At 69.5% G+C, this 26,657-nt stretch carries 32 protein-coding genes; 14 read left to right on the forward strand and 18 right to left on the reverse strand.

Annotation, left to right across the window (positions count from 1 at the left end):
• The first annotated feature begins 51 nt into the window (after nt 1–51).
• The 12 genes from ACRYCC_RS03240 to ACRYCC_RS03295 all read left to right on the forward strand — a co-directional run bounded on the left by ACRYCC_RS03240 (nt 52) and on the right by ACRYCC_RS03295 (nt 9,673).
• A complete protein-coding gene (locus ACRYCC_RS03240) occupies nt 52–1,242 on the forward strand; it encodes an MraY family glycosyltransferase (RefSeq protein ID WP_433808499.1) in 1,191 nt (396 codons plus the stop codon).
• A gap of 139 nt (nt 1,243–1,381) precedes the next feature.
• On the forward strand, nt 1,382–1,822 hold the full coding sequence (locus ACRYCC_RS03245; RefSeq protein ID WP_433808501.1) for a Cg1360 family ATP-synthase-associated protein: 441 nt from the start codon (nt 1,382–1,384) through the stop codon (nt 1,820–1,822).
• Between the two features lie 45 nt (nt 1,823–1,867).
• Entirely contained in the window at nt 1,868–2,101 is a 234-nt protein-coding gene (locus ACRYCC_RS03250; RefSeq protein ID WP_433808503.1) for an AtpZ/AtpI family protein, read from the forward strand.
• A gap of 82 nt (nt 2,102–2,183) precedes the next feature.
• A complete protein-coding gene (gene atpB, locus ACRYCC_RS03255; protein WP_433808505.1) occupies nt 2,184–2,972 on the forward strand; it encodes a F0F1 ATP synthase subunit A in 789 nt (262 codons plus the stop codon).
• Nucleotides 2,973–3,038: 66 nt separating this feature from the next.
• The gene (gene atpE, locus ACRYCC_RS03260; protein ID WP_433808507.1) at nt 3,039–3,284 is read left to right on the forward strand and encodes an ATP synthase F0 subunit C; all 246 of its coding nucleotides are present in this window, start codon (nt 3,039–3,041) and stop codon (nt 3,282–3,284) included.
• Nucleotides 3,285–3,346: 62 nt separating this feature from the next.
• Entirely contained in the window at nt 3,347–3,892 is a 546-nt protein-coding gene (locus ACRYCC_RS03265; protein WP_433809905.1) for a F0F1 ATP synthase subunit B, read from the forward strand.
• Nucleotides 3,889–4,701, forward strand: a complete 813-nt coding sequence (locus ACRYCC_RS03270; RefSeq protein WP_433808509.1) for a F0F1 ATP synthase subunit delta — start codon at nt 3,889–3,891, stop codon at nt 4,699–4,701. The genes ACRYCC_RS03265 and ACRYCC_RS03270 overlap by 4 nt, the downstream gene beginning before the upstream one ends.
• An 18-nt stretch (nt 4,702–4,719) precedes the next feature.
• The gene (atpA, locus tag ACRYCC_RS03275; RefSeq protein WP_433808511.1) at nt 4,720–6,357 is read left to right on the forward strand and encodes a F0F1 ATP synthase subunit alpha; all 1,638 of its coding nucleotides are present in this window, start codon (nt 4,720–4,722) and stop codon (nt 6,355–6,357) included.
• Between the two features lie 6 nt (nt 6,358–6,363).
• Nucleotides 6,364–7,278, forward strand: a complete 915-nt coding sequence (locus ACRYCC_RS03280) for a F0F1 ATP synthase subunit gamma (RefSeq protein WP_433808513.1) — start codon at nt 6,364–6,366, stop codon at nt 7,276–7,278.
• 7 nt (nt 7,279–7,285) lie between these two features.
• Nucleotides 7,286–8,716: a F0F1 ATP synthase subunit beta gene (gene atpD, locus ACRYCC_RS03285; protein ID WP_433808515.1), complete on the forward strand. Its 1,431-nt coding sequence runs from the start codon at nt 7,286–7,288 to the stop codon at nt 8,714–8,716.
• 97 nt (nt 8,717–8,813) lie between these two features.
• Nucleotides 8,814–9,200, forward strand: a complete 387-nt coding sequence (locus ACRYCC_RS03290; RefSeq protein WP_433808517.1) for a F0F1 ATP synthase subunit epsilon — start codon at nt 8,814–8,816, stop codon at nt 9,198–9,200.
• Nucleotides 9,201–9,217: 17 nt separating this feature from the next.
• Nucleotides 9,218–9,673: a DUF2550 domain-containing protein gene (locus tag ACRYCC_RS03295; RefSeq protein ID WP_433808519.1), complete on the forward strand. Its 456-nt coding sequence runs from the start codon at nt 9,218–9,220 to the stop codon at nt 9,671–9,673.
• A 12-nt stretch (nt 9,674–9,685) separates the two neighbouring features.
• Here the strand turns inward: ACRYCC_RS03295 and ACRYCC_RS03300 are convergent, their stop codons facing one another.
• Together ACRYCC_RS03300 and ACRYCC_RS03305 are read right to left on the reverse strand one after the other, a co-directional pair.
• Nucleotides 9,686–10,513, reverse strand: a complete 828-nt coding sequence (locus ACRYCC_RS03300; protein ID WP_433808521.1) for a DUF4097 family beta strand repeat-containing protein — start codon at nt 10,511–10,513, stop codon at nt 9,686–9,688.
• A 125-nt stretch (nt 10,514–10,638) separates the two neighbouring features.
• A complete protein-coding gene (locus ACRYCC_RS03305; protein ID WP_433808523.1) occupies nt 10,639–11,247 on the reverse strand; it encodes a cob(I)yrinic acid a,c-diamide adenosyltransferase in 609 nt (202 codons plus the stop codon).
• Here ACRYCC_RS03305 and ACRYCC_RS03310 point away from each other — a divergent pair.
• A complete protein-coding gene (locus ACRYCC_RS03310; protein ID WP_433808525.1) occupies nt 11,246–12,973 on the forward strand; it encodes a GMC family oxidoreductase in 1,728 nt (575 codons plus the stop codon). The genes ACRYCC_RS03305 and ACRYCC_RS03310 overlap by 2 nt on opposite strands.
• Before the next feature lie 32 nt (nt 12,974–13,005).
• Here the strand turns inward: ACRYCC_RS03310 and ACRYCC_RS03315 are convergent, their stop codons facing one another.
• The 15 genes from ACRYCC_RS03315 to ACRYCC_RS03385 all read right to left on the reverse strand — a co-directional run bounded on the left by ACRYCC_RS03315 (nt 13,006) and on the right by ACRYCC_RS03385 (nt 25,104).
• Complete coding sequence (locus ACRYCC_RS03315) at nt 13,006–13,257, reverse strand: hypothetical protein (RefSeq protein ID WP_433808527.1); 252 nt, start codon at nt 13,255–13,257, stop codon at nt 13,006–13,008.
• Between the two features lie 156 nt (nt 13,258–13,413).
• Nucleotides 13,414–14,415: a tRNA (adenosine(37)-N6)-threonylcarbamoyltransferase complex transferase subunit TsaD gene (gene tsaD / locus ACRYCC_RS03320; protein WP_433808529.1), complete on the reverse strand. Its 1,002-nt coding sequence runs from the start codon at nt 14,413–14,415 to the stop codon at nt 13,414–13,416.
• Nucleotides 14,412–15,020 (reverse strand): L-threonylcarbamoyladenylate synthase, encoded by a 609-nt coding sequence (locus ACRYCC_RS03325; RefSeq protein ID WP_433808531.1) that lies wholly within the window; start codon nt 15,018–15,020, stop codon nt 14,412–14,414. The genes tsaD and ACRYCC_RS03325 overlap by 4 nt, the downstream gene beginning before the upstream one ends.
• 6 nt (nt 15,021–15,026) lie before the next feature.
• Nucleotides 15,027–15,662, reverse strand: coding sequence for a hypothetical protein (locus tag ACRYCC_RS03330; protein ID WP_433808533.1), 636 nt, complete (start codon nt 15,660–15,662; stop codon nt 15,027–15,029).
• Complete coding sequence (locus ACRYCC_RS03335) at nt 15,653–16,369, reverse strand: L-threonylcarbamoyladenylate synthase (RefSeq protein WP_433808535.1); 717 nt, start codon at nt 16,367–16,369, stop codon at nt 15,653–15,655. Before ACRYCC_RS03335 ends, ACRYCC_RS03330 begins: the two co-directional genes overlap by 10 nt.
• Entirely contained in the window at nt 16,362–17,015 is a 654-nt protein-coding gene (locus ACRYCC_RS03340; protein WP_433808537.1) for a hypothetical protein, read from the reverse strand. Before ACRYCC_RS03340 ends, ACRYCC_RS03335 begins: the two co-directional genes overlap by 8 nt.
• Nucleotides 17,012–17,497: a tRNA (adenosine(37)-N6)-threonylcarbamoyltransferase complex ATPase subunit type 1 TsaE gene (gene tsaE / locus ACRYCC_RS03345; RefSeq protein WP_433808539.1), complete on the reverse strand. Its 486-nt coding sequence runs from the start codon at nt 17,495–17,497 to the stop codon at nt 17,012–17,014. Before tsaE ends, ACRYCC_RS03340 begins: the two co-directional genes overlap by 4 nt.
• Before the next feature lie 341 nt (nt 17,498–17,838).
• The gene (locus tag ACRYCC_RS03350) at nt 17,839–18,183 is read right to left on the reverse strand and encodes a hypothetical protein (protein WP_433808541.1); all 345 of its coding nucleotides are present in this window, start codon (nt 18,181–18,183) and stop codon (nt 17,839–17,841) included.
• Nucleotides 18,184–18,341: 158 nt separating this feature from the next.
• The gene (locus ACRYCC_RS03355; protein ID WP_433808543.1) at nt 18,342–19,844 is read right to left on the reverse strand and encodes an aldehyde dehydrogenase family protein; all 1,503 of its coding nucleotides are present in this window, start codon (nt 19,842–19,844) and stop codon (nt 18,342–18,344) included.
• Between the two features lie 94 nt (nt 19,845–19,938).
• Nucleotides 19,939–20,559: a response regulator gene (locus ACRYCC_RS03360; RefSeq protein ID WP_433808545.1), complete on the reverse strand. Its 621-nt coding sequence runs from the start codon at nt 20,557–20,559 to the stop codon at nt 19,939–19,941.
• A 53-nt stretch (nt 20,560–20,612) separates the two neighbouring features.
• The gene (locus tag ACRYCC_RS03365) at nt 20,613–21,830 is read right to left on the reverse strand and encodes a sensor histidine kinase (RefSeq protein WP_433808547.1); all 1,218 of its coding nucleotides are present in this window, start codon (nt 21,828–21,830) and stop codon (nt 20,613–20,615) included.
• Nucleotides 21,827–22,684, reverse strand: coding sequence for an ABC transporter permease (locus ACRYCC_RS03370; RefSeq protein WP_433808549.1), 858 nt, complete (start codon nt 22,682–22,684; stop codon nt 21,827–21,829). The genes ACRYCC_RS03365 and ACRYCC_RS03370 overlap by 4 nt, the downstream gene beginning before the upstream one ends.
• Complete coding sequence (locus ACRYCC_RS03375) at nt 22,681–23,523, reverse strand: ABC transporter ATP-binding protein (RefSeq protein ID WP_433808550.1); 843 nt, start codon at nt 23,521–23,523, stop codon at nt 22,681–22,683. Before ACRYCC_RS03375 ends, ACRYCC_RS03370 begins: the two co-directional genes overlap by 4 nt.
• Nucleotides 23,524–23,662: 139 nt before the next feature.
• Nucleotides 23,663–24,472 (reverse strand): site-2 protease family protein, encoded by an 810-nt coding sequence (locus ACRYCC_RS03380; protein ID WP_433808552.1) that lies wholly within the window; start codon nt 24,470–24,472, stop codon nt 23,663–23,665.
• Between the two features lie 50 nt (nt 24,473–24,522).
• Nucleotides 24,523–25,104: a TetR/AcrR family transcriptional regulator gene (locus tag ACRYCC_RS03385; protein WP_433808554.1), complete on the reverse strand. Its 582-nt coding sequence runs from the start codon at nt 25,102–25,104 to the stop codon at nt 24,523–24,525.
• Between the two features lie 101 nt (nt 25,105–25,205).
• Here ACRYCC_RS03385 and ACRYCC_RS03390 point away from each other — a divergent pair, with 101 nt between their 5' ends.
• A complete protein-coding gene (locus ACRYCC_RS03390) occupies nt 25,206–26,105 on the forward strand; it encodes an oxygenase MpaB family protein (RefSeq protein WP_433808556.1) in 900 nt (299 codons plus the stop codon).
• 29 nt (nt 26,106–26,134) lie between these two features.
• Here ACRYCC_RS03390 and ACRYCC_RS03395 read toward each other — a convergent pair whose 3' ends face one another.
• The gene (locus tag ACRYCC_RS03395; protein WP_433808558.1) at nt 26,135–26,536 is read right to left on the reverse strand and encodes a DUF3224 domain-containing protein; all 402 of its coding nucleotides are present in this window, start codon (nt 26,534–26,536) and stop codon (nt 26,135–26,137) included.
• Nucleotides 26,537–26,657: the final 121 nt, after the last annotated feature.

Here is a 26,657-nt window from a genome sequence, read left to right on the forward strand (position 1 = left end):
CCACCGGTGGGCGCGGCCTCGGCGGGCATGGCCGGAAAGGAAGGGGAGAGCATGCGCGAGTACCTGCTCACCTTCCTCGCCGCCGCCGTCATCAGCTATCTCATGACCCCGGCCGTGCGCAGGTTCGCCATCTGGTTCGGCGCGATGACCGAGGTACGCGCCAGGGACGTGCACGCCATCCCGACCCCGCGGCTGGGCGGCCTGGCGATGTTCTTCGGGATGGTGGGCGCGCTGGTGGTCGCCGCCAGGCTGCCGAGGATGAGCGAGATCTTCACCTCCTCCAGCTCCAGCGGGGTCGGGATCGGGCTGCTGCTGGCCGGGGGGCTGATCACCCTGATCGGCATCGCCGACGACAAGTGGGAGATCGACGCGCTCACCAAGTTCGCCGGCCAGGTCGCCGCGGCGGGCCTGCTGATCATGAACGGGGTGCAGCTGTTCTGGATCCCGCTGCCCAGCGGAATCCTGATCCTGCCCCCGGAGCTCGGCGTCCCGCTCACCGTGATCATCATCGTCGCCACGATCAACGCGGTGAACTTCATCGACGGACTGGACGGGCTGGCCGCCGGCACCGTGGGCATCGCCGCGGTGGCCCTGTTCAGCTACGCCTACCTGCTGTCGGACTCCGTGGGCGTGGACCTGCTGACCTGGCCCACGCTGATCACCGCGATCCTGGCGGGGATGTGCGTGGGCTTCCTGCCGCACAACTTCAACCCCGCGCGGATCTTCATGGGCGACACCGGGTCGATGCTCATCGGCCTGATGCTCTCCGCCTCGACCATCATGCTGACCGGGCAGTTCGACTCCTCCCTGGTCGGGTCGTACAAGCTGTTCCCGGTCTTCGTGCCGCTGCTGCTGGTCCCGGCGGTGGTCGCCATTCCGTTCATGGACATGCTGCTCGCGGTCTGGCGCCGTACCAACCAGGGGAAGTCCCCGTTCGCCCCGGACAAGCTGCACCTGCACCACCGGCTGCTGGAGCTCGGCCACTCCCATCGCCGGGCCGTGCTGATCATGTACTTCTGGGTCGGGCTGCTGGCGTCCTGCGTGATCGAGCTCGCCCTGGCCAAGCCGATCGCCGAGGCTCTGCACGTGACCACCGCGTTGACCCTCACGGTGTCGGTCGCCGCGACCGTGCTGGTCGGAGTCACCGGCGTGGTCGGCATGGTCGTGATCCCGCGGCTGCGCCGCCCGGCGCCGGTGTCCGCCGCCGCTGCCGCCGAACGGCCCCGTGAAGCCGTCTCCTAGCGCTGCCGGGCGGGCCTCATCGGCAGGGTGAGCTGCGGCAACGTGCGGCTACGTCGCAGGTAATTGCAGTCCCTCGAACTGCTTGTGATACGTTTCACGAACAAGCATCGAACACCAATAGTGACCAAACGGAGCCCACATGGAGTCCTCCGACGCCCGGATTCTCCGCGGCGCCGTGATCCCGACTGGCGTGGCCGGCGTGGTGGCCATCGCGGCGAGCCTGGTGACGGCCGGGTCCAAGGGTGCCTTGGGGGCCGCGATCGGCGCCGTGGTGGTGGTCGCATTCTTCACCATCAGCGTGGTCGTGGTGAGCTACACGGCAAAGATTTCGCCAGAGACGATGATGATGGCCGGCCTGCTGAGCTATGCCGCCAAGTTCATCGTCGTGCTCGCCGTGGTGCTCGCGCTCCGCGACGTCACCTTCTGGAATCCGAAGGCCTTCGCCTGGACCGTCGTCGGGCTGACCCTCGTGTGGATCGTGGCCGAGACCCGGACCTCGCTGCAGGTCAGAGTGATCGACCTCGCGCCGGGTAAAGAGCCCGCAAAGTCCGCAGGTAGTTCCCCCGACCGAGACTCGTGACGGTAATGGACTACTCCAATATGACCACGCGGGAGGTGGCCTGCTATGGTCCGGTCAGCGAAGTACGAAGACGGGCGTTGGCCCGACGAAGCGGAGAACCGCGCCTTCAGCAACGCCGCGTCGGCGGCCCCCGCCACCATCCTGGCGGGAATGCTGGTGTACGGCGGCGTGGGTTGGCTGCTCAGTCGGTGGCTGCACGTTCCGGCGCTCCTTCCCATCGGGCTGGTGCTGGGCCTCGTCTTCGCCTTCTACCTGGTCTACGTCCGCTACGGCCGCTGAGTGCGCCGGGCGGGGCCGTAGCCCACCGAGACGACAGCAAGGTTGCCGCCTTGATGAGCTACGACTGCGAAAGGATCGACGCGTGAGTGCGCCGCACGTCCTCGCCAAAGATTTCGAAGGTCCCGGACTCGGGCTGTTCGAGTGGAAGCCCCTGTTCCACATCGGCTCGCTGGAAGTGGCCAAGCCGATCGTCCTGGTCCTCGTGGTGATGGCCGTCGTCATCGGATTCTTCTGGTCCGCCTTCGCCAAACCGAAGCTGGTGCCCCGCGGGGTCCAGAACGTCGGTGAGGTCGCCCTGCTGTTCGTCCGCGACCAGGTGGCCCGGCCGATGCTCGGCAAGGACGGCGACCGGTGGATGCCGCTGCTGGTCCCGCTGTTCTTCTTCGTGTGGGTCGGCAACCTGATGTCGGTCGTCCCGGTCGCGCAGTTCCCGGTGAACTCGCGGATCGCCTTCCCGGCGGTGCTCGCGGGCGGGATCTGGCTGACCATGCTGGTCCTCGGCATCAAGAACCAGGGCCCCCTCGGCTATTTCAAGAACATGATGTTCCCCCCCGGCCTGCCGAAGTGGATCTATGTCCTGCTGGCGCCGATCGAGCTGGTCTCGACCGTGCTGGTGCGGCCGTTCACGCACGCGGTCCGGCTCTTCGCGAACATGTTCGCCGGCCACCTGCTGGTGGCGCTGTTCTCGCTGGTGGCCTTCCACTTCCTGTGGGAGAAGGTGACCCCGCTGGGCTTCGGCGTCGGAATCCTCGGCGTGCTGTTCACGATCATCATGACCGCATTCGAGCTCTTCGTGCAGGCCGTCCAGGCGTACGTCTTCACGCTGCTGGCCGCCTTCTACATCAGCAGCGGCCTCCACGCCGAACACTGAGACCCGACCGAGTACCACCACGACCTGACCGGTGGGAATTCCATCGGCCGACCGTAAGGAACAGGAATGTCGCAGATCCCGCAGATCCTCGCCGCCGCCAATGACATCAACCCGGGCCTCCGGTCGATCGCCTACGGCCTCGCCGCGATCGGCCCCGGCATCGGCGTCGGCATCGTCTTCGGTCAGGGCGTGAACGCCATGGCCCGCCAGCCCGAGATGACCAACGTGATCCGCCAGAACATGATCCTGGGCTTCGCCTTCAGTGAGGCGCTGGCTCTCATCGGTCTGGTCATGCCGTTCGTCTACACCTGATCGATGACCCCATCTGACGGAAGGGTGTCCACGCCATGATCCTGGCTGCACACGCTGCGGGGCTGCTGGCCTCCGGCGCGGAGGAGAACCCGAATCCGCTGCTGCCCGACCCCGCCGAAGCGATCTTCGGCATCTTCGCCTTCCTCGTCGTCCTCTTCGTGCTGGGCAAGGTTCTGGTGCCGCGCATCCAGAAGCAGCTCGACGAGCGCACCGAGGCGATCGAAGGTGGGCTGCGGCACGCCGAAGAGGCACAGGCCGAGGCCAAGAAGGCGCTCGAGCAGTACCGCGCCAAGCTGGCCGAGGCGCGGCACGAGGCGTCCCGGCTGCGCGAGGAGGCTCGCGAGCAGGGCGCTGAGATCATCGCCGAGATGCGCGAGCAGGCCGAGGCCAACGCCCGCCGCATCGTCGAGTCGGCGCACGCGCAGATCGAGGGCGAGCGCCAGCAGGCGCTCAACCAGCTGCGCGCCGAGATCGGCACGCTCGCCGTCGAGCTGGCCGGCCGTGTCGTGGGCGAGTCCCTGGAGGACGAGGCCCGGCGCCGCCGTACCGTCGACCGCTTCCTCGAGGAGCTCGAGGAGCGTGCCCGCACGGAGCAGGTCTCGTCATGAGCGGAGCGATCAGCAGGGCCTCGTTGGCCGAGGCGCAGGAGCGGCTCGAGGCCGTCCTCTCCTCGGCGGATCTGACCACGCTGGGCGCTGATCTGTTCTCGGTGCTGCATCTGCTCGGCCGTGAGCACGGGCTGCGCCGCGCGCTCACCGACCCCTCCCGGGCGGGCGAGGACAAGGCACAGCTCGTCCGGATCCTGCTCGAAGGCAAGATCTCCGAGCCGGCGGTGGAGCTCGCCGCACACGTCGTACGGCTGCGCTGGACGCGGCCGGGTGAGCTGACCGACGCGATCGAGCGGCTCGCGGTGGCCGCCGAGGCCGCCCGGGCCGAGGCCGACGGCAGGCTGGACGACCTGGAGGACGAGCTGTTCCGGTTCTCCAGGATCATCGAGCGGGAGCCGCAGTTGCGCGGTTCCCTGGCCGGTCCGGGCATTCCGGCCGAGCGCAAGAGCGCTCTGGTGGCCTCGCTCCTCGAGGGCAAGGTGACCCCGTCCGCGCTGCGGCTCATCACCGAGGTCGCCATCGACCCGCGGGGACGTAGCCTGGAGCGTGGACTGGCCGAGTACGGACGGCTCGTGGCGGAGCGGCGCAGCCGCCTCGTCGCCCTGGTGCGGAGCGCGGTCGTCCTCACGGAGGAGCAGCGCACCCGGCTGGGAGCGGCCCTGTCGGCGACTTACGGACACGACGTACACCTGAACATCGAACTCGATCCCACGGTCGTAGGTGGCTTGTCCATCCAGATCCGGGACGAGGCAATAGACGGCACGATCGCCGGGCGGCTGGATGACGCCCGCCGGCGACTCGCGAGCTGAAAGCCGAAGAGAGGAATCATGGCGGAGCTGACGATCCGTCCGGATGAGATCCGGACCGCGCTGGAGCGCTTCGTCCAGTCGTACGAGCCTGAAGCGTCCGCGCGCGAGGAGGTCGGCACCGTTGTCGATTCCGGCGACGGGATCGCCCACGTCGAGGGCCTGCCCTCGGCGATGGCGAACGAGCTCCTCGAATTCGAGGACGGCACGCGTGGCCTGGCTCTGAACCTGGACGTACGTGAGATCGGCGCGGTTGTCCTGGGTGACTTCAGCAACATCGAGGAGGGCCAGCGGGTCCGCCGGACGGGCGAGGTCCTGTCCGCGCCCGTCGGCGACGGCTTCCTCGGTCGTGTGGTGGACTCCCTGGGCAACCCGCTGGACGGCAAGGGCCCCATCGAGGCAGAGGGGCGCCGCGTACTCGAGCTGCAGGCACCCACCGTGGTGCAGCGGCAGTCGGTCAAGGAGCCGCTGCAGACCGGCATCAAGGCGATCGACGCGATGACGCCGATCGGCCGGGGCCAGCGGCAGCTGATCATCGGTGACCGGCAGACCGGTAAGACCACGATCGCGGTCGACACGATCATCAACCAGAAGCAGAACTGGGAGTCCGGCGACCCGCAGAAGCAGGTGCGCTGCATCTACGTCGCCATCGGCCAGAAGGGCTCCACGATCGCGGCGGTGCGCGGCACCCTCGAAGAGGCCGGCGCGCTGGAGTACACCACGATCGTGGCCGCTCCCGCCTCCGACCCCGCGGGGTACAAGTACATCGCGCCGTACACCGGTTCGGCGATCGGCCAGCACTGGATGTACCAGGGCAAGCACGTCCTGATCATCTTCGACGACCTGTCGAAGCAGGCCGAGGCCTACCGCGCGGTGTCGCTGCTGCTGCGCCGCCCGCCGGGCCGTGAGGCCTACCCCGGCGACGTGTTCTACCTGCACTCCCGCCTGCTGGAGCGCTGCGCGAAGCTGTCCGACGACCTCGGCGCGGGCTCGATGACGGGTCTCCCGATCATCGAGACCAAGGGCAACGACGTGTCGGCGTACATCCCGACCAACGTCATCTCGATCACCGACGGTCAGTGCTTCCTGGAGACCGACCTGTTCAACCAGGGTGTCCGGCCGGCGATCAACGTCGGTGTCTCGGTCTCCCGGGTCGGTGGCTCCGCACAGGTCAAGGCGATGCGCAAGGTGGCCGGTACCCTCCGGCTGTCGCTGTCGCAGTACCGCGACCTGGAGGCGTTCGCGGCCTTCGCGTCCGACCTCGACGCGGCCTCCCGTGCCCAGCTGGAGCGCGGTGCCCGCCTGGTCGAGCTGCTCAAGCAGCCGCAGTACCACCCGTTCCCGGTCGACCGGCAGGTCGTCTCGGTCTGGGCCGGTACCTCCGGCGAGCTCGACGACGTACCCGTCGAGGACATCCGGCGGTTCGAGACCGAGTTCCTGGACTACGTCGAGCGCGAGCACGGCGGGATCCTGCAGGGGATCCGCGAGACCGGCCAGCTCTCCGACGATGCTCTGACCGCCCTCAAGGACGCCGTCACGGAGTTCAAGAAGGGCTTCCAGACCTCGGCCGGCGCGTTCCTCGGTGAGGACGAGACCGTCGAGCCGCTCGGGGACGAGGACGTCGAGCAGGAGACGATCACCCGAGTCAAGAAGAGCTGATCGGCGATGGGTGCACAGCTACGGGCCCTCCGGCGCCAGATCCGATCGGTCAAGTCGACCGCGAAGATCACCCGCGCCCAGGAGCTCATCGCCACATCGCGCATCGTGAAGGCGCAGGAGCGGGTCAAGTCGTCCCGTCCCTACGCCGTCCAGATCACGCGGGCGTTGTCGGCGCTGGTCAGCTCCAACTCCGGCATCGACCACCCGCTGCTCAAGGAGCGCTCCGACGTCGAGCGGACCGCGGTCCTGGTGATCACCAGTGACCGCGGGTTCGCCGGTGGCTACAACGCGAACGTGATCCGGGAGGCCGAGTCGCTCATCCGCAAGCTGCGCGATGAGGGCAAGGCCCCGGTTCCGTACATCGTGGGGAGCAAGGGGTCGATCTGGTATCGCTTCCGCGATCGGGAGATCGCCGAGGAGTGGAGCGGTTTCAGCGACCGGCCGAGCTTCGCCGACGCCGAGCGGATCGGGCGGCGGCTGGCGGGCGACTTCCTCAAGAAGGCGGACGAGGAGGGCGCGGTCGGTGAGATCCACGTGGTCTACACCGAGTTCGTCTCCATGCTGACCCAGCAGGTCGAGGTGCGGCGGCTGATGCCGCTGGCGGTCACCGACGAGGAGGAGCCGCCGGCCGGGGGCGCACTGCCCACGTTCGACTTCGAGCCGTCGGCCGCGGCCGCGCTGGACCTGCTGCTGCCGAACTACATCGAGAGCCGCATCTATCACATGCTGCTCCAGTCGGCGGCGTCCGAGCACGCCTCGCGGCGGCGGGCGATGAAGTCGGCGACCGACAATGCGAATGACCTGATCGGGCTCTATTCGCGCCAGGCCAACCAGGCGCGGCAGGCCGAGATCACCCAGGAAATCAGTGAGATCGTCGGTGGCGCCAACGCGCTTGCCGAGTCAAGCGCGGGGAGTGAGTAAACAAGCCATGACAGCTCAGGTAGAGACCACGACCGCGACCGGTCGCGTCGCCCGGGTCATCGGGCCGGTCGTCGACGCGGAGTTCCCCGCCGATGACATGCCCGAAATCTTCAACGCACTCCATGTCGACGTGCAGTTCGGCGAGGAGGTCCGGACCCTCACGCTCGAGGTCGCCCAGCACCTGGGCGACAGCATGGTCCGTGCCATCTCCATGCAGCCGACCGACGGCCTGGTCCGGGGCGCCGCGGTGTCCGACACCGGGAAGCCGATCTCGGTGCCGGTCGGTGACGTGACCAAGGGCCACGTGTGGAACGCCCTCGGCGAGTCGCTGGACGTGCCGACGGCCTCCCTCCAGGTCGGCGAGCGCTGGGGCATCCACCGCCCCGCTCCGCCGTTCGATCAGCTCGAGTCGAAGACCGAGATGATGGAGACCGGCATCAAGGTCATCGACCTGCTCACCCCGTACGTCCAGGGTGGGAAGATCGGCCTGTTCGGCGGTGCCGGTGTGGGCAAGACGGTGCTCATCCAGGAGATGATCACCCGGGTCGCCCGTAACTTCGGTGGCACCTCGGTGTTCGCCGGTGTCGGCGAGCGCACCCGTGAGGGCAACGACCTCTGGGTGGAGATGGAGGAGGCGAACGTCCTCAAGGACACCGCCCTCGTCTTCGGCCAGATGGACGAGCCGCCGGGCACCCGGCTCCGGGTCGCCCTGTCCGCGCTGACCATGGCGGAGTACTTCCGCGATGTGCAGAAGCAGGACGTGCTGTTGTTCATCGACAACATCTTCCGGTTCACCCAGGCGGGTTCGGAGGTCTCCACGCTGCTCGGCCGTATGCCGTCCGCGGTGGGTTACCAGCCGACCCTGGCCGACGAGATGGGCCAGCTGCAGGAGCGGATCACCTCGACCCGCGGTCACTCGATCACCTCGATGCAGGCGATCTACGTGCCCGCGGACGACATCACCGACCCCGCTCCGCACACGGTGTTCGCGCACCTCGACGCCACCACGGTGCTCTCCCGGGCCATCACCGAGAAGGGCATCTACCCGGCGGTGGACCCGCTGGACTCGACCTCGCGGATCATGGACCCGCAGGTCATCGGCGAGGAGCACTACAGCGTGGCCCAGGAGGTGATCCGTATCCTGCAGAAGTACAAGGAGCTGCAGGACATCATCGCCATCCTCGGTATCGACGAGCTCTCCGAGGAGGACAAGGTCACGGTCAACCGGGCGCGGCGCATCGAGCGTTTCCTGTCGCACCCGATGTACGTGGCCGAGGCCTTCACCGGTCAGCCCGGCGTCACGGTTTCCAAGGAGGAGACCATCGCCTCGTTCAAGGCGCTCTGCGAGGGTAAGTACGACCACATCCCGGAGCAGGCGTTCTTCATGTGCGGCGGCATCGAGGACGTCGAGAAGAAGGCCAAGGAACTCGAGAAGTGAGTCCGATCCGGTGGGCCGCGCACGCCCCGGCCCACCGGATCGGCTCCATCGCAGGACGCCGGTGGCGGGTCGCCCGCCAGGGGGTCGGAGGTAGTGAGTGGCAAAGCTGAAGGTCGGGCTCGTCTCGCCGGAGCGTGAGCTCTGGGCGGGCGAGGCGGATCATGTGATCGCCCAGACCATCGTGGGCTCGATGGGCATCCTGCCCGGGCACGCCCCGGTCCTGGGTGTCCTCGTGGACGGCAGTGTCGTGCGCATCAAGCCCTCCGACGGCCGGGACTGGGTGTCGGCGGTGGTCGGCGGAGGATTCTTCTCCGTGGCGGGCAACGAGGTCTCGGTGCTCGCCGAGCACGCCGAGCTCGGTGAGGACATCGACGTCGCGGAGGCGCGGGAGGCGCTGAGCCAGGCGCAGGCCGGAGGCGACGGCACGGCGGCGGCGGAGCGGCGCGCCAGGGCGCGGTTGCGCGCGGCCGGCGTAGAGGCTTAGCAGAGGCCTGGACGGACTTGGGCGAGCACCTGGCACTGGACATCGGCGGGGTGCTCGCCGCCGTCTTTCTCGGCGCCATCCTGGTCTTCGTCGTCATGTCCGTACGACGGTGGTTGTTCGAGCGCGGCGGCGGCACGGTGGAGTGCAGCCTGCGGACCCTCCCGCACGACGGCGAGGCGGGTGTGTGGCGTCTCGGGATCGGCCGTTACAAGGGCGACGAGCTGCACTGGCACCGGGTGTTCGGTTTCCGGTCGAGACCCCGGCAGGTGATCCATCGCCGGGGTCTCGTCATCTCCAATCGCCGGCTCCCCGAGGACACCGAGGCGCCCGCGCTGGTGCCGGACGCGGGGATCATCGAGGTCCGCGACGGCGACCTCACCGTGGAGCTGGCGATGGGCGCCGCCGCGCTGACCGGTTTCCTGGCCTGGCTGGAGGCCGCCCCGCCCGGTTTCCCGGTCGACATCTCGTCCTGACCGGCTAGCCGATCATGGAGCGTCGGCGGGGATGACGCTCACGTTGCCGGAGTCGGCAATCGCCCGGATCCGGTGCGGTGAGGCCGGGTCGGTCGGCACGTCGATGTTCTTGTTGCCCGAGTCGACGCTGGCGTTCACGGCGTAGCTCTGGCCGCCCGGGAGCCACAGCCGGATGTTGCCCGACGAGGCCTTGGTCATCACGTCGGAGGGCACGGCGGCGAACTTCAGGGTCACGTTGCCGGAGTCGGCGTCGGCGTTGAGCTTGCCGCCGCGCAGGTTCTCGCCGTAGATGTTGCCCGAGGAGGCGCTGGCCCGTACCGAGCCGGCCACCCCCACCAGCCGGATGTTCCCGGAGTCCGCGTCCACGGTCACCTGGTTGCCGCGCAGGTCGGTGCCGGTGAAGTCCCCGGAGGAGACGCTGGCGTTCACATCGCCGCCGATCCCGCTCATCGTGATCCTCCCGGAGTCGTTGTTCACGTCGACCGAGATCCCGCGGGGGACCTGGATGGTGTAGGACACGCTGCACCGGTTGAAGCCGATCGTGAGCCCGTCCGGGCACCGGTAGCCCAGCGCCAGGGTGCCGCCCTCAGTCGTGTGATACGGGGCGGGCCTGCGGTTCTTGGTGTACGACAGGCGCTCGTGCACGGAGATCGTCGCGGAGTCGCCTCCGATGATCCGCACGTTGTCGGAGTCCAGCCTCACCTTCAGTTTCCCGATCTGACCGAGGACGGGATAGTTGTTGTCAGCGTGGTAAGTCGTCGAGGTGAAATTCGCACCACACCCGGTCAGTGCCGCCACCGCCGCTCCGGTCATCAGGACCGCACCCGCCAGGCTCTTCACGATGTCCCCTTACTGCGTCGTTATGCCGTGTACCCCCAGGATTGGCGATAGGGGGACATCGCGGCCAGCAGGCTCACCAGCCTCTTGGGGGTGGGGCTATCCCCACCCCCGGGCGGCGCTCGGGCTCAGCGGTCGCCGCCGGGCCTCCACAGCACGTCCCCGCTCGCCCCGTCCGGGTCCACGTTGGCGATCCGGCACAGGATGAACAGCAGGTCCGAGAGCCGGTTGAGATACCGCGCGGTGAGGGGGTTGATCCCGTCGCCGTGCGTCTCGATGGCCTGCCAGGTGGTGCGCTCGGAGCGCCGTACGACCGTGCGGGCCACATGCAGCAGCGCCGCCCCCGGGGTGCCGCCGGGCAGGATGAAGCTGCGCAGCGGCCGTAGCTCGGCGTTGAAGGTGTCGCAGTCGGTCTCCAGGCGGGTGACGTACGGCTCGTCGATGCGCAGCGGCGGCCACTGCGGATCCTCCACGACGGGCGCGCACAGGTCGGCGCCGACGTCGAACAGCTCGTTCTGGATCCGGGCGAGCACCACGGTCACGTCCTCGCGCAGGCCGCCCAGGGTGACGGCGACGCCGATCGCGGCGTTGGCCTCCTCCACGTCGGCGTAGGCCGCGAGCCGGGGGTCGGTCTTGCTGGTACGGCTCGTATCGCCCAGCGCGGTCGTGCCGTCGTCACCGGTCCGGGTGTAGATCCGGGACAGTACGACCGGGTTCTCGTCACGCTTCTTCGCCATGGCACCACCCTATTTCGTCGGCTCGCGGCGGGCTCCGGGCGCCGAGTCCAGGGACGGGCGAGGCATGGCACGGCCCACCGGCAGCGATAGTCTCGGCATCGTGGACATGACGTATGACTACGTGATCGTCGGGGCCGGCAGTGCGGGCTGTGTGCTGGCCGCGCGGCTCGTCGAGGATCCGGGCGTACGAGTGCTGCTCCTGGAGGCGGGGCCACCGGACGACGCGCTGGAGATCGCCATGCCGTCCGCGTTCACCGGCCTGTTCAAGAGCCGCTACGACTGGGGCCACGAGACGACCCCGCAGGAGCACGCCCAGGGCCGGACGGTCTACTGGGCGGCCGGCCGGACGCTCGGGGGCAGCTCGTCGACCAACGCCATGACCTATGTCCGCTGCAATCCGTACGACTTCGACACCTGGCGTGACCTGCACGGCTGTGCGGGCTGGGGCTACGCCGACGTGCTCCCGTACTTCCTCAAGGCCGAGGACCAGCAGCGCGGGGAGTCGCCGTACCACGGGGTGGGCGGCCCGCTGCGCGTCGAGGATCCGCGCTACAAACACCCGCTGGTCCGCGCCTGGGTGGAGGCCGCCCGCGCCACCGGGCTGGCGGCCAACCACGACTTCAACGGGCCCGTACAGGACGGGGTCGGCTTCTACCAGCTGACCCAGCGGCGAGGGCGCCGCTGGTCCACCGCCGACGCCTACCTGCGGACCGGACCGGCCGGCCGGGACGGTCGCCGCCGGCCGCCGCCCGGCCTCACGGTCCACACCGACGCGCTTGCCACCAAGGTGGTCATCGAGGGCGGCCGCGCGGCCGGTGTGCGCTACCTCCACGGCGGTGCCGAGCGAACGGCCACGGCGGAGCGGGAGGTGATCGTCTCCGGTGGTGCGGTCAACAGCCCGCACCTGCTCATGCTCTCCGGCATCGGGCCGGCCGATCATCTCCGCGAGCACGGGATCGACGTCCGGATCGACGCCCCGGTGGGGGTGGGGCTGCAGGACCATCCCACGCTGGCGATGATGTGGCACACCCCGACTACCAAGGGCCTGTGGGAGTACCGCAACCCGGGCAACGTCGTGCTGTGGCAGACCCTGGGGCGCGGTCCGCTGGCCTCCAATCTGGTCGAGGGCGGCGGTTTCGTCCGCAGCCGGGACGGGCTGCCCGCCCCGGACCTGCAGTATCACGTGGTCGCCGCGCCCGTGCTCCGCCAGGGACTCGCCGAGCCGACCACCCGGACGTTGTCCGTGCTGATCACTCCGCTCACCGTGGCGAGCAGGGGCCGGGTGACGCTGCGTTCCGCGGACCCCCGCTGGAAGCCGGCCATGGACCCGGCCTACCTGTCCGAGCCCGCCGACCTCGACCTGTTCCTGCGCGGGGTCCGGCTGAGCCGGGAGATCGCGGCCCAGCAGCCGCTGAGCCGGCTGGTCGCGGGCGAGTCGGCGCCGGGGGAGCAGCTGACCGGTGACGCCGAGCTCGGTGAGTGGATCCGGGGCCGCAGTGCCACGGCCCACCATCCGACCGGCACCTGCGCGATGGGCGGCGCCGAGACGGCGGTGTGCGATCCGGAGCTGCGGGTGCGGGGTGTCGAAGGGCTGCGGGTCGTCGACGCCTCCGTGCTGCCGGAGATCCCGCGCGGTGGCACCAACGCCACGACCATCATGCTCGCCGAACGGGCCGCCGACCTGATCCGCGGCCGGAAGCCTCTCGACTTCCCCATCCCTCCCTGATCACGCCACCTCACCCCTCCGTGATCATGCAATCAAGCGACGATTGATTGCATGATCACGGAGGGGATCGGGTCGGGGTCGTGGGCCGAGGCGGCGGGGTCACCGGCGAGGGTGCCGGGAGTGTCCGGCCGTAGGGGTGAATCCGCCGGTTTCTGGGATCGGCGGAGCTTCTGGGATCGGCGCGTACGACGGGCTTCGGCGGCCAGCCGGTCGGCGGCGGCCTGGGCGATGCGGCCGGCGACCCGCTGTTGCATGATCGAGTACGCGATGTCGTGGTGGTGCATGGACGGCCCCCCGATCGGTGAGACCGGCTCTGCTCCGGCCTCTCACGATCAAGGTTCGCCGTAAGGTCCCCTGTCCCGCATCGGGACGAAGCCCTACCTTCCCGGCCTGCTCCGCCTTAGCCCCGCGGAGGCCCTCTGCCTAGGCCGGTGAGGGCCTTAGAAGTCCTCGATGCTCAGCGTCGCCACCGGCCCGAGCCAGTGCCCGACACCGGCGTCCAGGTAGTCCCAGGCGGCCAGCGCGATCATCGCCCCGTTGTCGGTGGACCACTTCAGCGGCGGCAGGCAGAGCTTCACGCCCAGGCCGTCGCAGAGCTCCTCGGCCGACTCCCGCAGCTGCGGACTCGCCGACACGCCGCCGACGACGACCAGGGACTCGGCCGGGTATCCGGCGAGCGCCTTGGCGCATTTCCCCACGAGCACGTCCATGCACGCCGCCACGAAGGACGCGGCCACGTCCGCGTGGGGGGTCTCCGGCCGGGCGGCCAGGTAGTTGCGCACGGCGGTCTTCAGGCCGGAGAAGGAGAAGTCCAGCCCGTTGTCCATCATGGGCCTCGGGAAGGGGATGCTCGCGACACCGTCTCTCGCCAGCCTGTCCACGACGGGGCCGCCCGGGTAGCCCAGGCCCAGCATCCTCGCGACCTTGTCGTAGGCCTCTCCCACGGAGTCGTCGCGGGTGCTGCCGATCAGCTCGACCGACTGCGGAGACTCCATCCTGGCCAGCAGCGTGTGGCCGCCGGACACCAGGAGGACCAGGGCCGGGTACTTCACGCGCTTCTCGTTGAGGTCGGCGCTGCGCAGATGCCCGCGGAGATGGTTGATCCCCAGCACGGGGACGTCCCAGCCGTGTCCCAGGCCGCGGGCGCTGTCGACGCCCACCATCAGCGAGCCGATCAGGCCGGGGCCCCGGGTCACCCCGATCCCGGCGAGATCCCGGGGAGTGATACCGGCGTCCTCCATGGCCATCCGGACCGTGGGGATCATCTTGTCCACGTGCGCGCGGCCGGCCATCTCCGGATACACCCCGCCGTACCGGGAGTGGATCTCCTCCTGGGACGCGATCACCGACGACAGCACCACACCATGGCGATCCACCACCGCCACCGACGTGTCGTCACAGGAGGTCTCGATGCCCAGCATCAGCTCACCCTGAAGGCTCATCGGAGTACCTCCTCGATGGCGGCGGCGGGCACGGCGCCCACCCGTTCGATGACCGGGGGATCCAGTCTGCAGTTCACCAGGGTCGAGGGGACGACTTCGAGCCTGCCCTCGTCGACCGTCGCGTCGGGCTGCTCGTGCAGCGAGGGCACGATGTCGTCCACCGACTCGCGCGTCGCCTGGGAGGCGAGGTTCGCGCTGGTCACCAGCAGCGGCCCGACCGTCTCCAGGATGAAGGACATCGTGGGGTGATCCGGGATGCGGACCGCCACCTCCTCCCTCCCGGCCAGCCAGGCCGGCACGCCCTCGTCGCGGAACCCCAGCGCCATCGTGACCCGACCCGGGATGAGCCGCGAGGCCAGCAGCCGATGCGCGGCCGGGGACAGCTCCACGCCGAGGTCGTCCAGCGCCTCGGGGTGCGCCACCATCACCGGCAGGTTCTTGCCCCGGGTGCGCCCCTTCATCGCGTAGATGCGGTCCACGCCGTCCGGCGACGTCGGCCGGACGGCCAGGCCGTACACGGTGTCGGTGGGCAGTAGCGCCACGCCCCCGGAGCGCAGGCAGTCGATCGCCCGGGCGACGGCGGGGTGGACTTTGACTCTGGTCATCGTGCATCACTTCTTGGAGAAATCTTCGGGTTGCAAGGGAACGGCGGCCGCGGCGTGATGTCCCAGGAACATGGCCGTGCCCGCGGTCAGGATCTGTGCGCTCTCGGAGTCGTTGGACCGGCCGATCGCGAGCCGGAGGAAGAGAATGGCGGCCCGCTTCTCGCTCAGCCGCTCCGCCGCCAGCCGGGCCTGCTGATGGACGCGGAAGACGAAGAACGAATGGGCGGCGACGGCGGCCAGGCAGGCGCCCGCGAGCGGATACAGGACGGCGTCCTTGGCGCCGAGGTTGTGGTCGGCGAACAGCGTGATCAGGAAGATCACCAAGATCGAGGCCGGCAGCAGATAGAAGCCCTGCCTGAACTGGGATTTGGCGATCCCCTGCCACTCCGTCGCCTCGGCGCTCATCTCGTTGAGCAGGGTGACCCACTCGGTGTCCACCTGCTGCTTGGAGATGTCGAAGGGCCCCAGCTCGACCCCCTGGTCGAGGGCCAGCAGCCACTTCTTGGCCTCCCGCTGGTCGATGCTCCCGGCCTGCTGTTCAGCGACGATCTTCTCGACCGCCTGCTGATCGGCGAAGGTGTTCTCGCGGACCTGCCGGAGCAGCGTGTCGTAGTCCCGGTCGAGCGACACCTCTAGCTCCATTCCTCGGGGTCCACTGCCGGAAGCTGCCGTACGGCCGCCTGGATCACCGTGAACGGGATGTGGCCTTCGCGCAGCAGCCGGACGTCGGAGGGGCCGGCCACGCGCACCACGGTCGAGTGCCGCTCGTAGAAGTCGGCCCCTTCGATCGCGAACCAGCCGGGCCCGTCGATGCGTTTCATCCCACGAGAAACGATCTCCAGTGCCTGCTCGAAGGACCGTACGCCGTCTCCCTCGCCGTCCCGCACCGCCACCGTCGTCACCGGATACTCCGTGCTGCCCGCGACGTCTCGTTCGATGATCGAGTCGGGGATGCGGACGCCGATGGTCTGGTCCGGGGCGGCGATGTTGCGGGCGAAGCCCGCCGGGATCCGCTTCGGGTTGGTCGGGCAGACGATGGTGATCGGGCCGGGACAGAAGGACTGGAGGAGCATCTCCCCGGCCAGGCCGAGGCGAACGTGCTTACGCGCCGAATGGGCCGACGGAAAGGCCAGCGAGATCTCCATGTCCGGCCGGCCGAGCATTTTGTTGATCTTGTTTCTCACGTGCTCGTTCAGCGGCAGCGCCGCCACGGAATAGCACGTGTCGCTCGGCAGCATCACGAAACCCCGCTGCATGAGCTTGCCGGCGATCATCTTGAGGGCGCGCGCCGACAGCGACCCGCCACGGGTCAGCTCACTCGCGCGGAAGACGTGCTCCGGCTCAACCATGGAAGATGCCGGCCTCCTCGGTCACAGGCGAGACGGACGACGTGACCGGCGCGGCGCCCACGGCCTCCCCCTGGATCCGCCGGAACAGCGTACGCGCCGAGGATACGACGACCGAACTGTCGGCGAACTCGACCTCCGCGAACCGGCCGACCTCCGCGGCGTCGTACGACCCGGCCACCAGCACGCGGTCACAGCCCCGCACCAGCGCCGGCACGACCTCGGAGATCGCGCCGTACCGGTAGCGGAGGTCCTCGCCCGGCCGGGAGATCGCCCCGTAGACATCGGCGCCGCCGGCCTTCCGCAGGGAGATGACGGCCTGGTCCCGCCCCGGCGCGGCCTCCAGGGCCATCAACTCGAGCCCGTCCACCGCGCGCACGTTGATGCCGAGCGAGTACGCCAGCGCGTTTGCGTAGGAGATGCCCGCGCGGACCGAGATCCGGTCACCCGGGCCGGCGTTGACCGCGATCGACCCCAGGTCGCGGAGCGACACTCCCTGCGCCTCGGCGAGCTCCCGGGCCATGCCGGCGATCCCGTCGAACGCCGGATCCCGCCGCGACCGCTCGAGGAACACCTCGGGCGAAGAACCGGTGCCAAGCGCGACGGAGTAGTTCCGCGAGGAGGTCTCCAGTGCCATCAGCCAGGTCATGAGAGCACCTCTGGACGGCTCTGCCGCAGTTCTTCGAGCACCGATGCCCACCTGTCGTCCGCGGAGCCGATCGTGATGTGACGCTCGTCGTCCGCACCGTCCCGGCCCTCGATCGAGACCCTGAGGCCGTCGGGGAACTCACTGGCCACCGCGTCGCCCCATTCGATCAGTGTGATGGAGTCCTCCACGTAGTCCAGGAGCCCCAGATCGCGGAACTCGGGGATGCTCTCGAGCCGGTAGGTGTCGATGTGCAGGATCTCCGCCCGTGCCGTCCTGTAGGTGTTCGCCAGCGTGAACGTCGGGCTTGTCACGCTCTCCGAGCCGCCCAGGGCGCTCACCACCGCGCTGACGAAGAGGGTCTTGCCCGCGCCGAGCCCGCCGGCGAGCAGGACCACGTCTCCGGCCTGGAGATGGGGCGCGAGCGCCGCAGCGATCTTCCTTGTGTCCTCGGGGCCGGCCGAGAGTACTTGGAAGGGCTTCATTCTTCCTCCGTGCGAGTGTTCCTGACGTACCACGGGCCGGTCGGCGTCCCCGTGAACTCGATGGCGGGAAGGACCCGGGAGGGACACCGTCCCGGTGTTCGGTCGCCGGCGGCTGGTCTGTGCCGGCCCGTGTCTCCAGGCGCACCCCGCCATGGGCATCGACCTGGTCAGGCCCCCGCGCCCATCCACGGATTCTACAACGAGGTAGGGGCCATGTGTCCCGGACCGGCCGAGGCCGTGATCGCCACGTGACTCCCTGACCTGGGGCGGAGGGTGGGCGGGTCTTGGGCATGTCCGCCTGGCATGGTCCGGCCGTGAGCGGCGGGACGGGGGCCCGGGGATCAGATGCCCAGGACGAGCTGTCGCAACGCGTAAGCCGTCACCAGCGCCTGATCGAGATCCGCCTGCGAGGGCCAGCCGTCGTCCGCCGAATGCGCACAGAGATTACGGACTTGCCGAAGGTGGCCGATCTGCCGGGACGGCAGACCGCTGAGTTTTGCGATGTGGGAAACGGTGCGAAGAGGGTCCTCGCCATGATCGCGAACGAGCTTGTCCACGTGTGACCAGGTTTCCATGACGTCCGTTACGCCATTGTCCGGGCGCCGGTCGGTGATGTTCCCGATCAGGTGATAGCTGGATTTCGGCTGGGCATTTGCATTGGACCCTCTGTTCTCGTTCCGCTGCATATGCAGAAGTATGACGACATTGTCCCGATCGGGTAGCCCGAATTCGGGCAAGGCCGACTCCGGCGCCACCTCCCGGCCGGGGGCGATCGCTGAGCAGAGCGCCCAGAATCGCCCTCGGCCGAGCCCGGCCGACCGCCATCGCCGGCCGGCGGGTGCGGTCAGCGCTTGTAGTGCTTGCCGTGCAGCATGGTGACGACCTGCAGGATGCGCTGCATGGTCTTGTCGGTGCGGTCGAAGGACAGCAGGTCCATCGGCGGCGCGAACCGCTGGCTGGTGATGGCCTTTGGGCGGGCGAACTCCCGCAGCCCGTCGGCGCCGTGGATCCGCCCGAAGCCGGACTCGCCGACCCCGCCGAACGGCAGCGCCGGGATGGCGGCGAAGGCCAGCACCGCGTTGATAGAGGTCATGCCGCTGCGCATCCGGCGGGCGACGTCCATCGCGTGCGACTTGTTGCCCGAGAAGATCGACCCGGCCAGCCCGTAGGTGGTCTTGTTGGCCTTCTCCAGGCCTTCCTCGAGGTTCTTGACCTTGTGCACGGTGATGGTCGGGCCGAAGGTCTCCTCGGAGACCGCCGACGAGTCGTCGGGCACGTCGGTGAGCACCACCGGCTCGACGTAGGGGCGGTGCACCGACGCGGCACCGCCCACGACGGCCTTGCCGCCCTTGGCGAGCGCGTCGTTGATGTGCCGCTCGATGATGTCCACCTGGCCGGGCATCGTGATCGGGCCGTACGCGGCGCCGCTGTCGTCCCCGGCCCGCAGGTCCTTGGCGGCCGCGGTCACCTTCTCCACGAAGGAGTCGTAGACCTTCTCGACGACGTAGACGCGTTCCACGCCGATGCAGGTCTGGCCGGCGTTGGACATGGCGCCCCAGACGGCCGCGCCGGCCGCCGCGTCCAGGTCCGCGCCCTCGTCGACCAGGCAGGCGTCCTTGCCGCCGCACTCGGCGACGATCGGGGTGAGGTTCTCGGCGCAGGCCGCCATGACCTTCTTGGCGGTGGGCCCGGAGCCGGTGAATGCGATCTTGTCGACGCCGCTGCGGGCGAGCGCCGCGCCGGTCGGCCCCAGCCCCGTGACGACCTGGAGGACGGGCTGCTCCGGGACCACGTCGGCGAAGAGCTCGGCGAGCAGTACGCCCACGCCCGGGGTGAACTCCGAGGGCTTGAACACGACCGCGTTGCCGGCCGCGAGGGCGTACGCGATCGAGCCCATCGGGGTGAACACCGGGTAGTTCCACGGCCCGATGACGCCCACCACGCCCAGCGACCGGTACTCCAGCACGGCCTTCTGGTTGATGTTCATCACGCCGGGGAAGACCGAGCGCGGGCCGAGGACCTTCTGCGCGTTCCGCGCGGCCCAGTCCAGGTGGGTGATCGCCATGACGGTCTCGAGCTGGGCGTCCTGGACCGGCTTGCCGGTCTCCTCGTGGACCAGCTCCGCCATCCGGTTGAGGTTGCGGGTGAGCGCGCCCTTGAAGTTCAGCAACCGCAGCCGCCGTGCCTTCCAGCCCAGCGCCGCCCACCACACCGCAGCCTCGCGAGCGCGCTCGACGGCCTCGCCGACGGCCTTCTCGTCATGGACGGGGTGCTCGGCGACGACCTCACCCGTGGCCGGGTTGAGCGATTCGAACGTCGTGCTCCCGGCCTCCGTTGTCACGGACATCTGGGACCTCCCGGGGCAGCATGCATGGAACTCGATTCGGATTACCGCACAGTAAATCACCCGCCCACCGGCGGGCAATAATCGATCACTTACTTCATGGCGGCGGCAGGATTCCGCGCCGCAGGGCCGCCGTCACGGCCGCCGTACGGTCGGAGACGCCGAGCTTGCCGAAGGTCCGCAGCAGATGGGTCTTGACGGTGGCCTCGCTGATGAACAGCTCACGGCCGATCTCGGCGTTGGTGCCGCCCTGCGCGACCAGCCGGAGGACCTCGATCTCGCGGAGCGACAGGTCGACCGGCGACCTCATCCGGGACATCAGCTTTGCCGCCACCGACGGGGCCAGCACGGTCTCGCCGCGTGCCGCCGCCCTGATGGCCTGGGCCAGGTCCTGCCGCGAGGCGTCCTTGAGGAGGTAGCCGGCCGCCCCGGCCTCCACCGCCCGCAGGATGTCGGAGTCGGTCTCGTGCGTGGTCAGCACCACGACCCGCGCGGCGGGCCGCTGCGCCAGCACCCGGGCCGTCGCCTCCACCCCGTCGCCGCCCGGCATCCGCAGGTCCATGAGCACGACATCGGGCTCGTGCAGGCGGACGGCCGCCACCGCCTCGGCGGCGCCGCCCGCCTCCGCCACCACCTCGAGGTCGTCCTCGGTCGCGAGCATGCCGCGCAGGCCCATGCGCACGACCGGGTGATCGTCCACCAGCAGCACCTTGATCATGCGAGACCTCATCTCTCCGTGATCCTGCAATCGATCGTCGATCGATTGCAGGATCACGGCGGCGGGGTGGACGGGGTGGAGAGGGCGGGCGGGGTGGCGGGGGTGGTGGGGAGGTCGAGGGTCAGGACGGTGCCCTGGCCGGGGGCGGTGTCGATGGTCGCGCGGCCACCGGCCTGGGTGACCCGGTCGCGGATGTTGCGCAGGCCGAAGTGCCCGTTGTGCGGGCTCCGCGGCTCGAAGCCGACCCCGTCGTCGCACACCTCGAGCCGTACGGCCGCGGAGCCGTACTCCAGCCGGACGCTCGCCGAGGTCGCCCCGGCGTGCTTCCTGATGTTGGCCAGGGCCTCCTGGGCCGCGCGCAGCAGCACCACCTCGATGCCCGCCGGGAGCACCCGCGGCACACCACCCGTCTCGTACGTCACCGCGACGTCCATCTCCTCGCCCAGCTGCCCGGACAGCCGCCGCAGGGCGTCGGCCAGCGGCGCGCTGCCGAGTGCGGCCGGGGACAGGGCGGCGATCAGCGCGCGGGCCTCGGCGAGATTCTCCCGGGCGGTACGGCCGGCCAGCTCCAGGGATCGCCGGGCGGGCTCCTCGGTCACATGCGGATCGGCGGCCTGGAGCAGCATCAGGATGCTGGTGAAGCCCTGGGCCAGGGTGTCGTGGATCTCTCCGGCCAGCCGCTGCCGCTCGGCCAGCGTGCCCTGCAGCCGGTGTGCCTCCGCCAGCTCCGCCCGGGTGGCCTCGAGCTGCTCGATCAGAACGGCGCGTTCGCTGCTCTGCCTGATGATCCGGTCGATCCAGGCGCCGAACGCGGTGGCGAACGTGAAGCCGACCAGGACGAGCAGGGCCGCGACCGCGATCGACTTCGGATGCCCGTGGTAGCGGTCCCCGATGACGAGGAACGCCGGGACGAGGTAGAGCCCCAGCATGGCGAGCATCGCGCGGCGTACCGACAGCAGCATGAAGCACTGGGCCGGGAGGCCGAAGAGCACGAACGAGCCGGCGGGCACGTTGGCCTGGGCGAAGCCGAGCAGCGGGAGCAGGCCGAGGACGTAGAGCGTGCCGCGCCGGCTGTCGTCCGGCCGGCCCACCATCGGCCGCCCGACGAACACGTACCACGGCGCCATCGCCGCGAGGAGCACGGTGGCCGTCAGCCGCTCGGTCCCGGTCGCGTGGTCCTGGAGCTGGACGATGATCAGTGTGGCGGCGAGGACCATCCCGAAGTAGACGTCCCAGAGCAGGCCGGGGCGCTGCCAGGCGTGGTCGGTCATCCGTCTCCGCGCTTCTTCCACCGGAAGGTCGTCAGGCACAGCACCAACCCTGCGGCCGACCAGGCGATCAGGACAAGGGCGATCCGCCCGTGCTCCCAGCCGTGCGCGGGCTCCTGGACCAGCAGCGAATCCGGCAGCAGGGCCGAGCGCAGGCCCTGGCACATCCACTTCAGCGGGAAGAACGCCGCGACCTGCCGCACGCCTTCCGGCAGGTCGCCGAACGTGAAGAACACCCCCGAGATGAACTGCAACGCCAGGTACGGCAACTGGAGCACCGCGGCGGCACTCCGGCCCGATCTCGGTACGCTGCTGATCGCGATGCCGAGGAGCGTACAGGTCACGACCCCGAGCAGCAGCACCCAGCCGAAGGTGAGCCAGCGTGCCGGCGAGCTCGGCGGCTCCAGCCCGAACAGCAGGCTGCCCAGCGCGAACAGCACCACCACCTCCAGCGCGGAGAGCACGAACGCCGCGATCGCCTTGCCCAGGAAGTACGCCGACCGGGGCAGCGGCGTGCCGTAGAGCCGCTTGAGCGTGCCGTCGTCGCGCTCGACGGCGATGCCGATCCCGAGGTTGACGAAGGTGGTCGACATGATGCCGCTGGCGATGATCCCGGCAGCGAAGTACTGCCGGAAGTCGACACCGGTGGTGCCGATCTCACCCTTGAAGACGGTGCCGAAGATGAGCAGCAACATCACCGGCATCGCGAAGGTGAAGACGACGGACTGCCGTTCGCGGAAGAAGCTCTTGAGCTCCAGGACACCGCGCGACAGCCCGATGGCCGGCGCGGACGGCAGAGCTCCGGCGGGGGCCTCGGCGGGCGTCTTCGCGGCGGTGGTGCGGGCCGGGGTGGTCATGACCCATCTCCGATCATGTTCAGGTAGATGTCCTCCAGGGACGGCCGGGTGACGGTCAGCCCGGGCACCTCGCCGCCGAAACGCAGGCTCAGCTCCGCCACCACCTGGGTCGGTGTCGCGGTCTCCAGGCTCTTGCGGCCCTCGCCGGGCTCCGCCCAGGCGACCCGGGCCTTCGCGGTGGAGCGTCCGCCCAGCTCCCGGGGAGTGTTGATCTCCAGTACCCGGCCACGGGCGATCACGCCGACCCGGTCGGCCAGGGCCTCGGCCTCGTCCAGATAGTGCGTGGTCAGCAGCACCGTGGTGCCACCGTCCGCCAGGCCCTCGATCAGTCCCCAGAACCGGCGGCGGGCCTCGGGATCGAAGCCGGTAGTCGGCTCGTCCAGGAAGACCAGCTCCGGGTCGCCGATGATGCCGAGCGCCACGTCCACCCGGCGGCGCTGACCGCCCGAGAGCTGCGCGGGCCTGGCGCCGGCCTTGGCGGTCAGCCCGACCGCCTCGATCACCTCGTCCGGGTCGCGGGGTGAGGGGTAGTAGCCGGCGAAGTGCCGGACCAGCTCCCGCACCGTCAGCTCGGGTGACTCGTGGGAGGTCTGGAGCACGATCCCGATCCTGGCGCGCCACCGCCTGGTCGCCTCCCCGGGGTCGACGCCGAGCACGGAGACCTCGCCGCCGTCACGGCGGCGGTGGCCCTCCAGGATCTCGACGGTCGTGCTCTTGCCCGCCCCGTTGGGCCCGAGCAGGGCGAACACCTCACCGGCGGCGATGTCCAGGTCGACACCGTCGACGGCGGAGGTGTCGCCGTAACGTTTATGGAGGTCTCTCACGCGCACAGCGGTCATGGCACCACTGTCCGGCCGGATCATGGCTGGGGCGATCGTCCGCCCGGTTAGGCCCGTGTCCACCGATCGGTGGATGGACGGATCGGCTCAGTGCCACGTCCGGGCCTTGAACGTCGGCGCCGGGAACGTCCGCGCGGTGTCAGGAGCGCCAGAAGCGGAAGAGGTAGTCGCCCAGGGCGATGAGGGTCTGGTTGACGTGCAGCAGGTCGGTGATGTGGAAGATGCCGCTGAAGAAGGCCTTGTTGACCGCCGGTATCCACAGCAGCGCGATCAGGCCGAAGAACGCGTAGCCGCCGATCTCGTTGGCCTGCTGGACCCACTTGCGCGGCAGGTACGGCTCGATGATGCCGAACCCGTCCAGGCCGGGGACGGGGAGCAGGTTGAGCAGCGCGGCGGTGACCTGGAGGAAGGTGAGGTAGGCCAGGCCGGTCCAGAAGTAGCCGTGCGTGCCGCCGGCGAGGTTGCTGACGGCCACCGCCAGCACGATCGCGAAGATCAGGTTGGCGATCGGCCCGGCGGCGGAGATCAGGCTGTGCCGCAACCGGCCCTTGATCGAACCGCGGTCGATCCAGACCGCGCCACCGGGCAGGCCGATGCCTCCGAGCAGCACGAACAGCACGGGGATCGCGAAACTGAGGATGACGTCGCCGTACTTCAGCGGGTTGAGGGTGAGGTAGCCCTTGCTGGCGATGCTGTGGTCACCCGAGCGGTAGGCGAAGTACGCGTGCCCGAACTCATGCAGGCACAGCGAGACGATCCAGCCGGTCAGCACGAAACCGAACAGCGCGAGCCGCGGCGCCGCGTACGACCCGGGCGGATCGGTGAACGGGATCGCGCCGTACCGCCAGGTCATCAGGCCGAAGAGCACGCAGGCCCCGAGGACTCCCAGGAACACCGGGCTCGGCTGAACGGCCGACCGGTCGTTCCGCATCTCGTGCACCGTGCCCATGCGCGTCCTTCCGCGTCCTGCCCGACCTCGTCGAGCCTGACGCTATCCGATCAGGCGACCAGCGCGGGCACCACATAGGTCTCGACGAACCGCCGGGTGGCGGCGTCGTCGCGGTGCAGCGGCATCACGGTCATCGAGGAGATGATCCGGAACAGGAACTCCATCGCACCCTCGACGTCCACGTCGCTGCGCAGCAGCCGCTCCCGCTGAGCCAGGTCGAAGTAAGGACGTACGTAGTCGCAGCAGAGTTCCAGGACCCGCTCGGCCGCCCCCGCCACGACCGCCTGGGTGTGCCCGGCGGCCTCCGGGGCGAGGAACTGCGCCATCTGCGGCTCGCTCCGGACGAAGGAGACGGCGTCCAGCACTCCCTCGACGATCCCGTCCGGCACCGAGTGCTGACCGGCCAACCGCACCGCCAGCCGGTCGAGGAACCGGGCCAGATCGCGCAGGACCACCGCGAGGATCAGTTCGTCGCGCCCGCCGGTGAAGGCCCGGTAGACCGTCGCCCGGGACAGCCCGGCGGCCGCGGCGATGTCCTCGACGGTGGTCTTGGCGACGCCGTACCTCGCGAAGCAGGCGTCGGCGGCCTCGACGATCCGGTCCCGGGTGGTGTCGGTACGAACGGACGGCATGAGGGCAGCCTACCGGCCGGTGATCTGTGATACGTGAGACAAATATTGCCTTATGTTGCAAGGTCGGCGAGTATGGGATCACTCGGCTTCGGAGGAAACACATGGCCATCCGCGCGGCGATCGACAAGGCCTACTGGCAGACCATGGCCAGTGTGCGCCTGCCCGGTGAGCAGTACACCGAGCCGGCCGGCGATCCGGGGCTCTTCGGACCGGGCTCCGCCATCTGGTACGTCCACGGGGACGTCACCGGCGTGCTCGGCGGGGTCGCCGGCCTGCTGCTCGGCACGCTCAACGAGCCGGTGACCCATGGCACCAACCGGTTCTCCGACTACCTGCAGGACCCGATGCGCAGGCTCGGCTTCACCGCGTCGTTCGTGCTGGGCATGACGTACGCCTCGACGCAGGTCACGGACAGGTTCGTCGCAATGATCACGGCCATGCACCAGCGGGTGCACGGAACCATGCCGGACGGGCGGCCCTTCTCCGCCACCGGCTCCGACGACGTCACCTGGACCGGAGTCACCCAGGCGTACGCCATCGCCCGCGCGCACAGCGTCTATCACCCCAGGCCGTTGCGGGACGAGGACCTGGATCGCTACTTCGCCGACTACGCGGTGATCACCTCGAGGCTGGGCGGGGTGGACGTACCGGCGTCCCGGGCCGCCGTCCAGGACTACCTCACGATGATGCGGCCCCGGCTCACCGTCAGCGAGGAGACGCTGGAGGCCGTGACGTTCCTGCGCAATCCGTACGGCCCGGACCGGATGACCCGGACCTCCAGCCGGTTGATCAGCCGGATCGCCACCGACCTGCTGCCGGAATGGGCCAAGAACCTGCTCGGTCTCAGACCGCGTACGGCCCTGACCCCGTTGGCCGCCCGCGCGGCCGGCCATGCCCTCACCCGGGCCTTGCGCAGCGGCATCCGCTACCCGCAGATCGACGAGGCGCATGCCCGCGCGGCGGCCGTCCCGGCGACCGCCGAGGTCCGGGGCCGCGGCTGATCCGCCCCGGCGGCGCGCGGGACGCCCGGTCAGCCGATCTCGTAATCGAGCGTGTACGAGTGCGCACCGTCATCGTTGACGATCTGGCCCTCGCCCCGGACTCCGGAGAGCTCTCCGGTACCCGAGGTCGGCACGATGACCCACCGCAGCCAGGCCGTGCCGGGTGTGCCATCCTCGCTGCCGGCGCTGTGCTGCAGGACGAAGGCGCCCTTCCTGCCGTGCAGGGAGCCTTCGAAGCGCTCGATCCCGACATAGGCGGCGGGGCCCGCCGACGTGGCGACGGTGGTGATGTCGGTGACGCTCGTGCCCGCCAGGTCGCCCTGGAAGGTCTTGGTCAGGCGTACGCGGGAGAGCGTGGCACCGATCTCCTCCTCGCTGGACAGCTCGTCCCAGCTGCCGATGTCGAACGTGCCGGTCGCGTGAGTGCTCACGGGATCTCCTCGAAGGTCCGGGAGGTGGATGACAGGGAACAGCGTCCCCTCGGGCGCTGCCAGTCTGGTGTCACCCGGCTGTCATCCACTGTCAGGTACCTTCCAGGCATCCCGTGCCCGG

Source organism: Actinomadura scrupuli, from assembly GCF_050971785.1.
GTDB classification, from domain to species: domain Bacteria; phylum Actinomycetota; class Actinomycetes; order Streptosporangiales; family Streptosporangiaceae; genus Actinomadura_E; species Actinomadura_E scrupuli.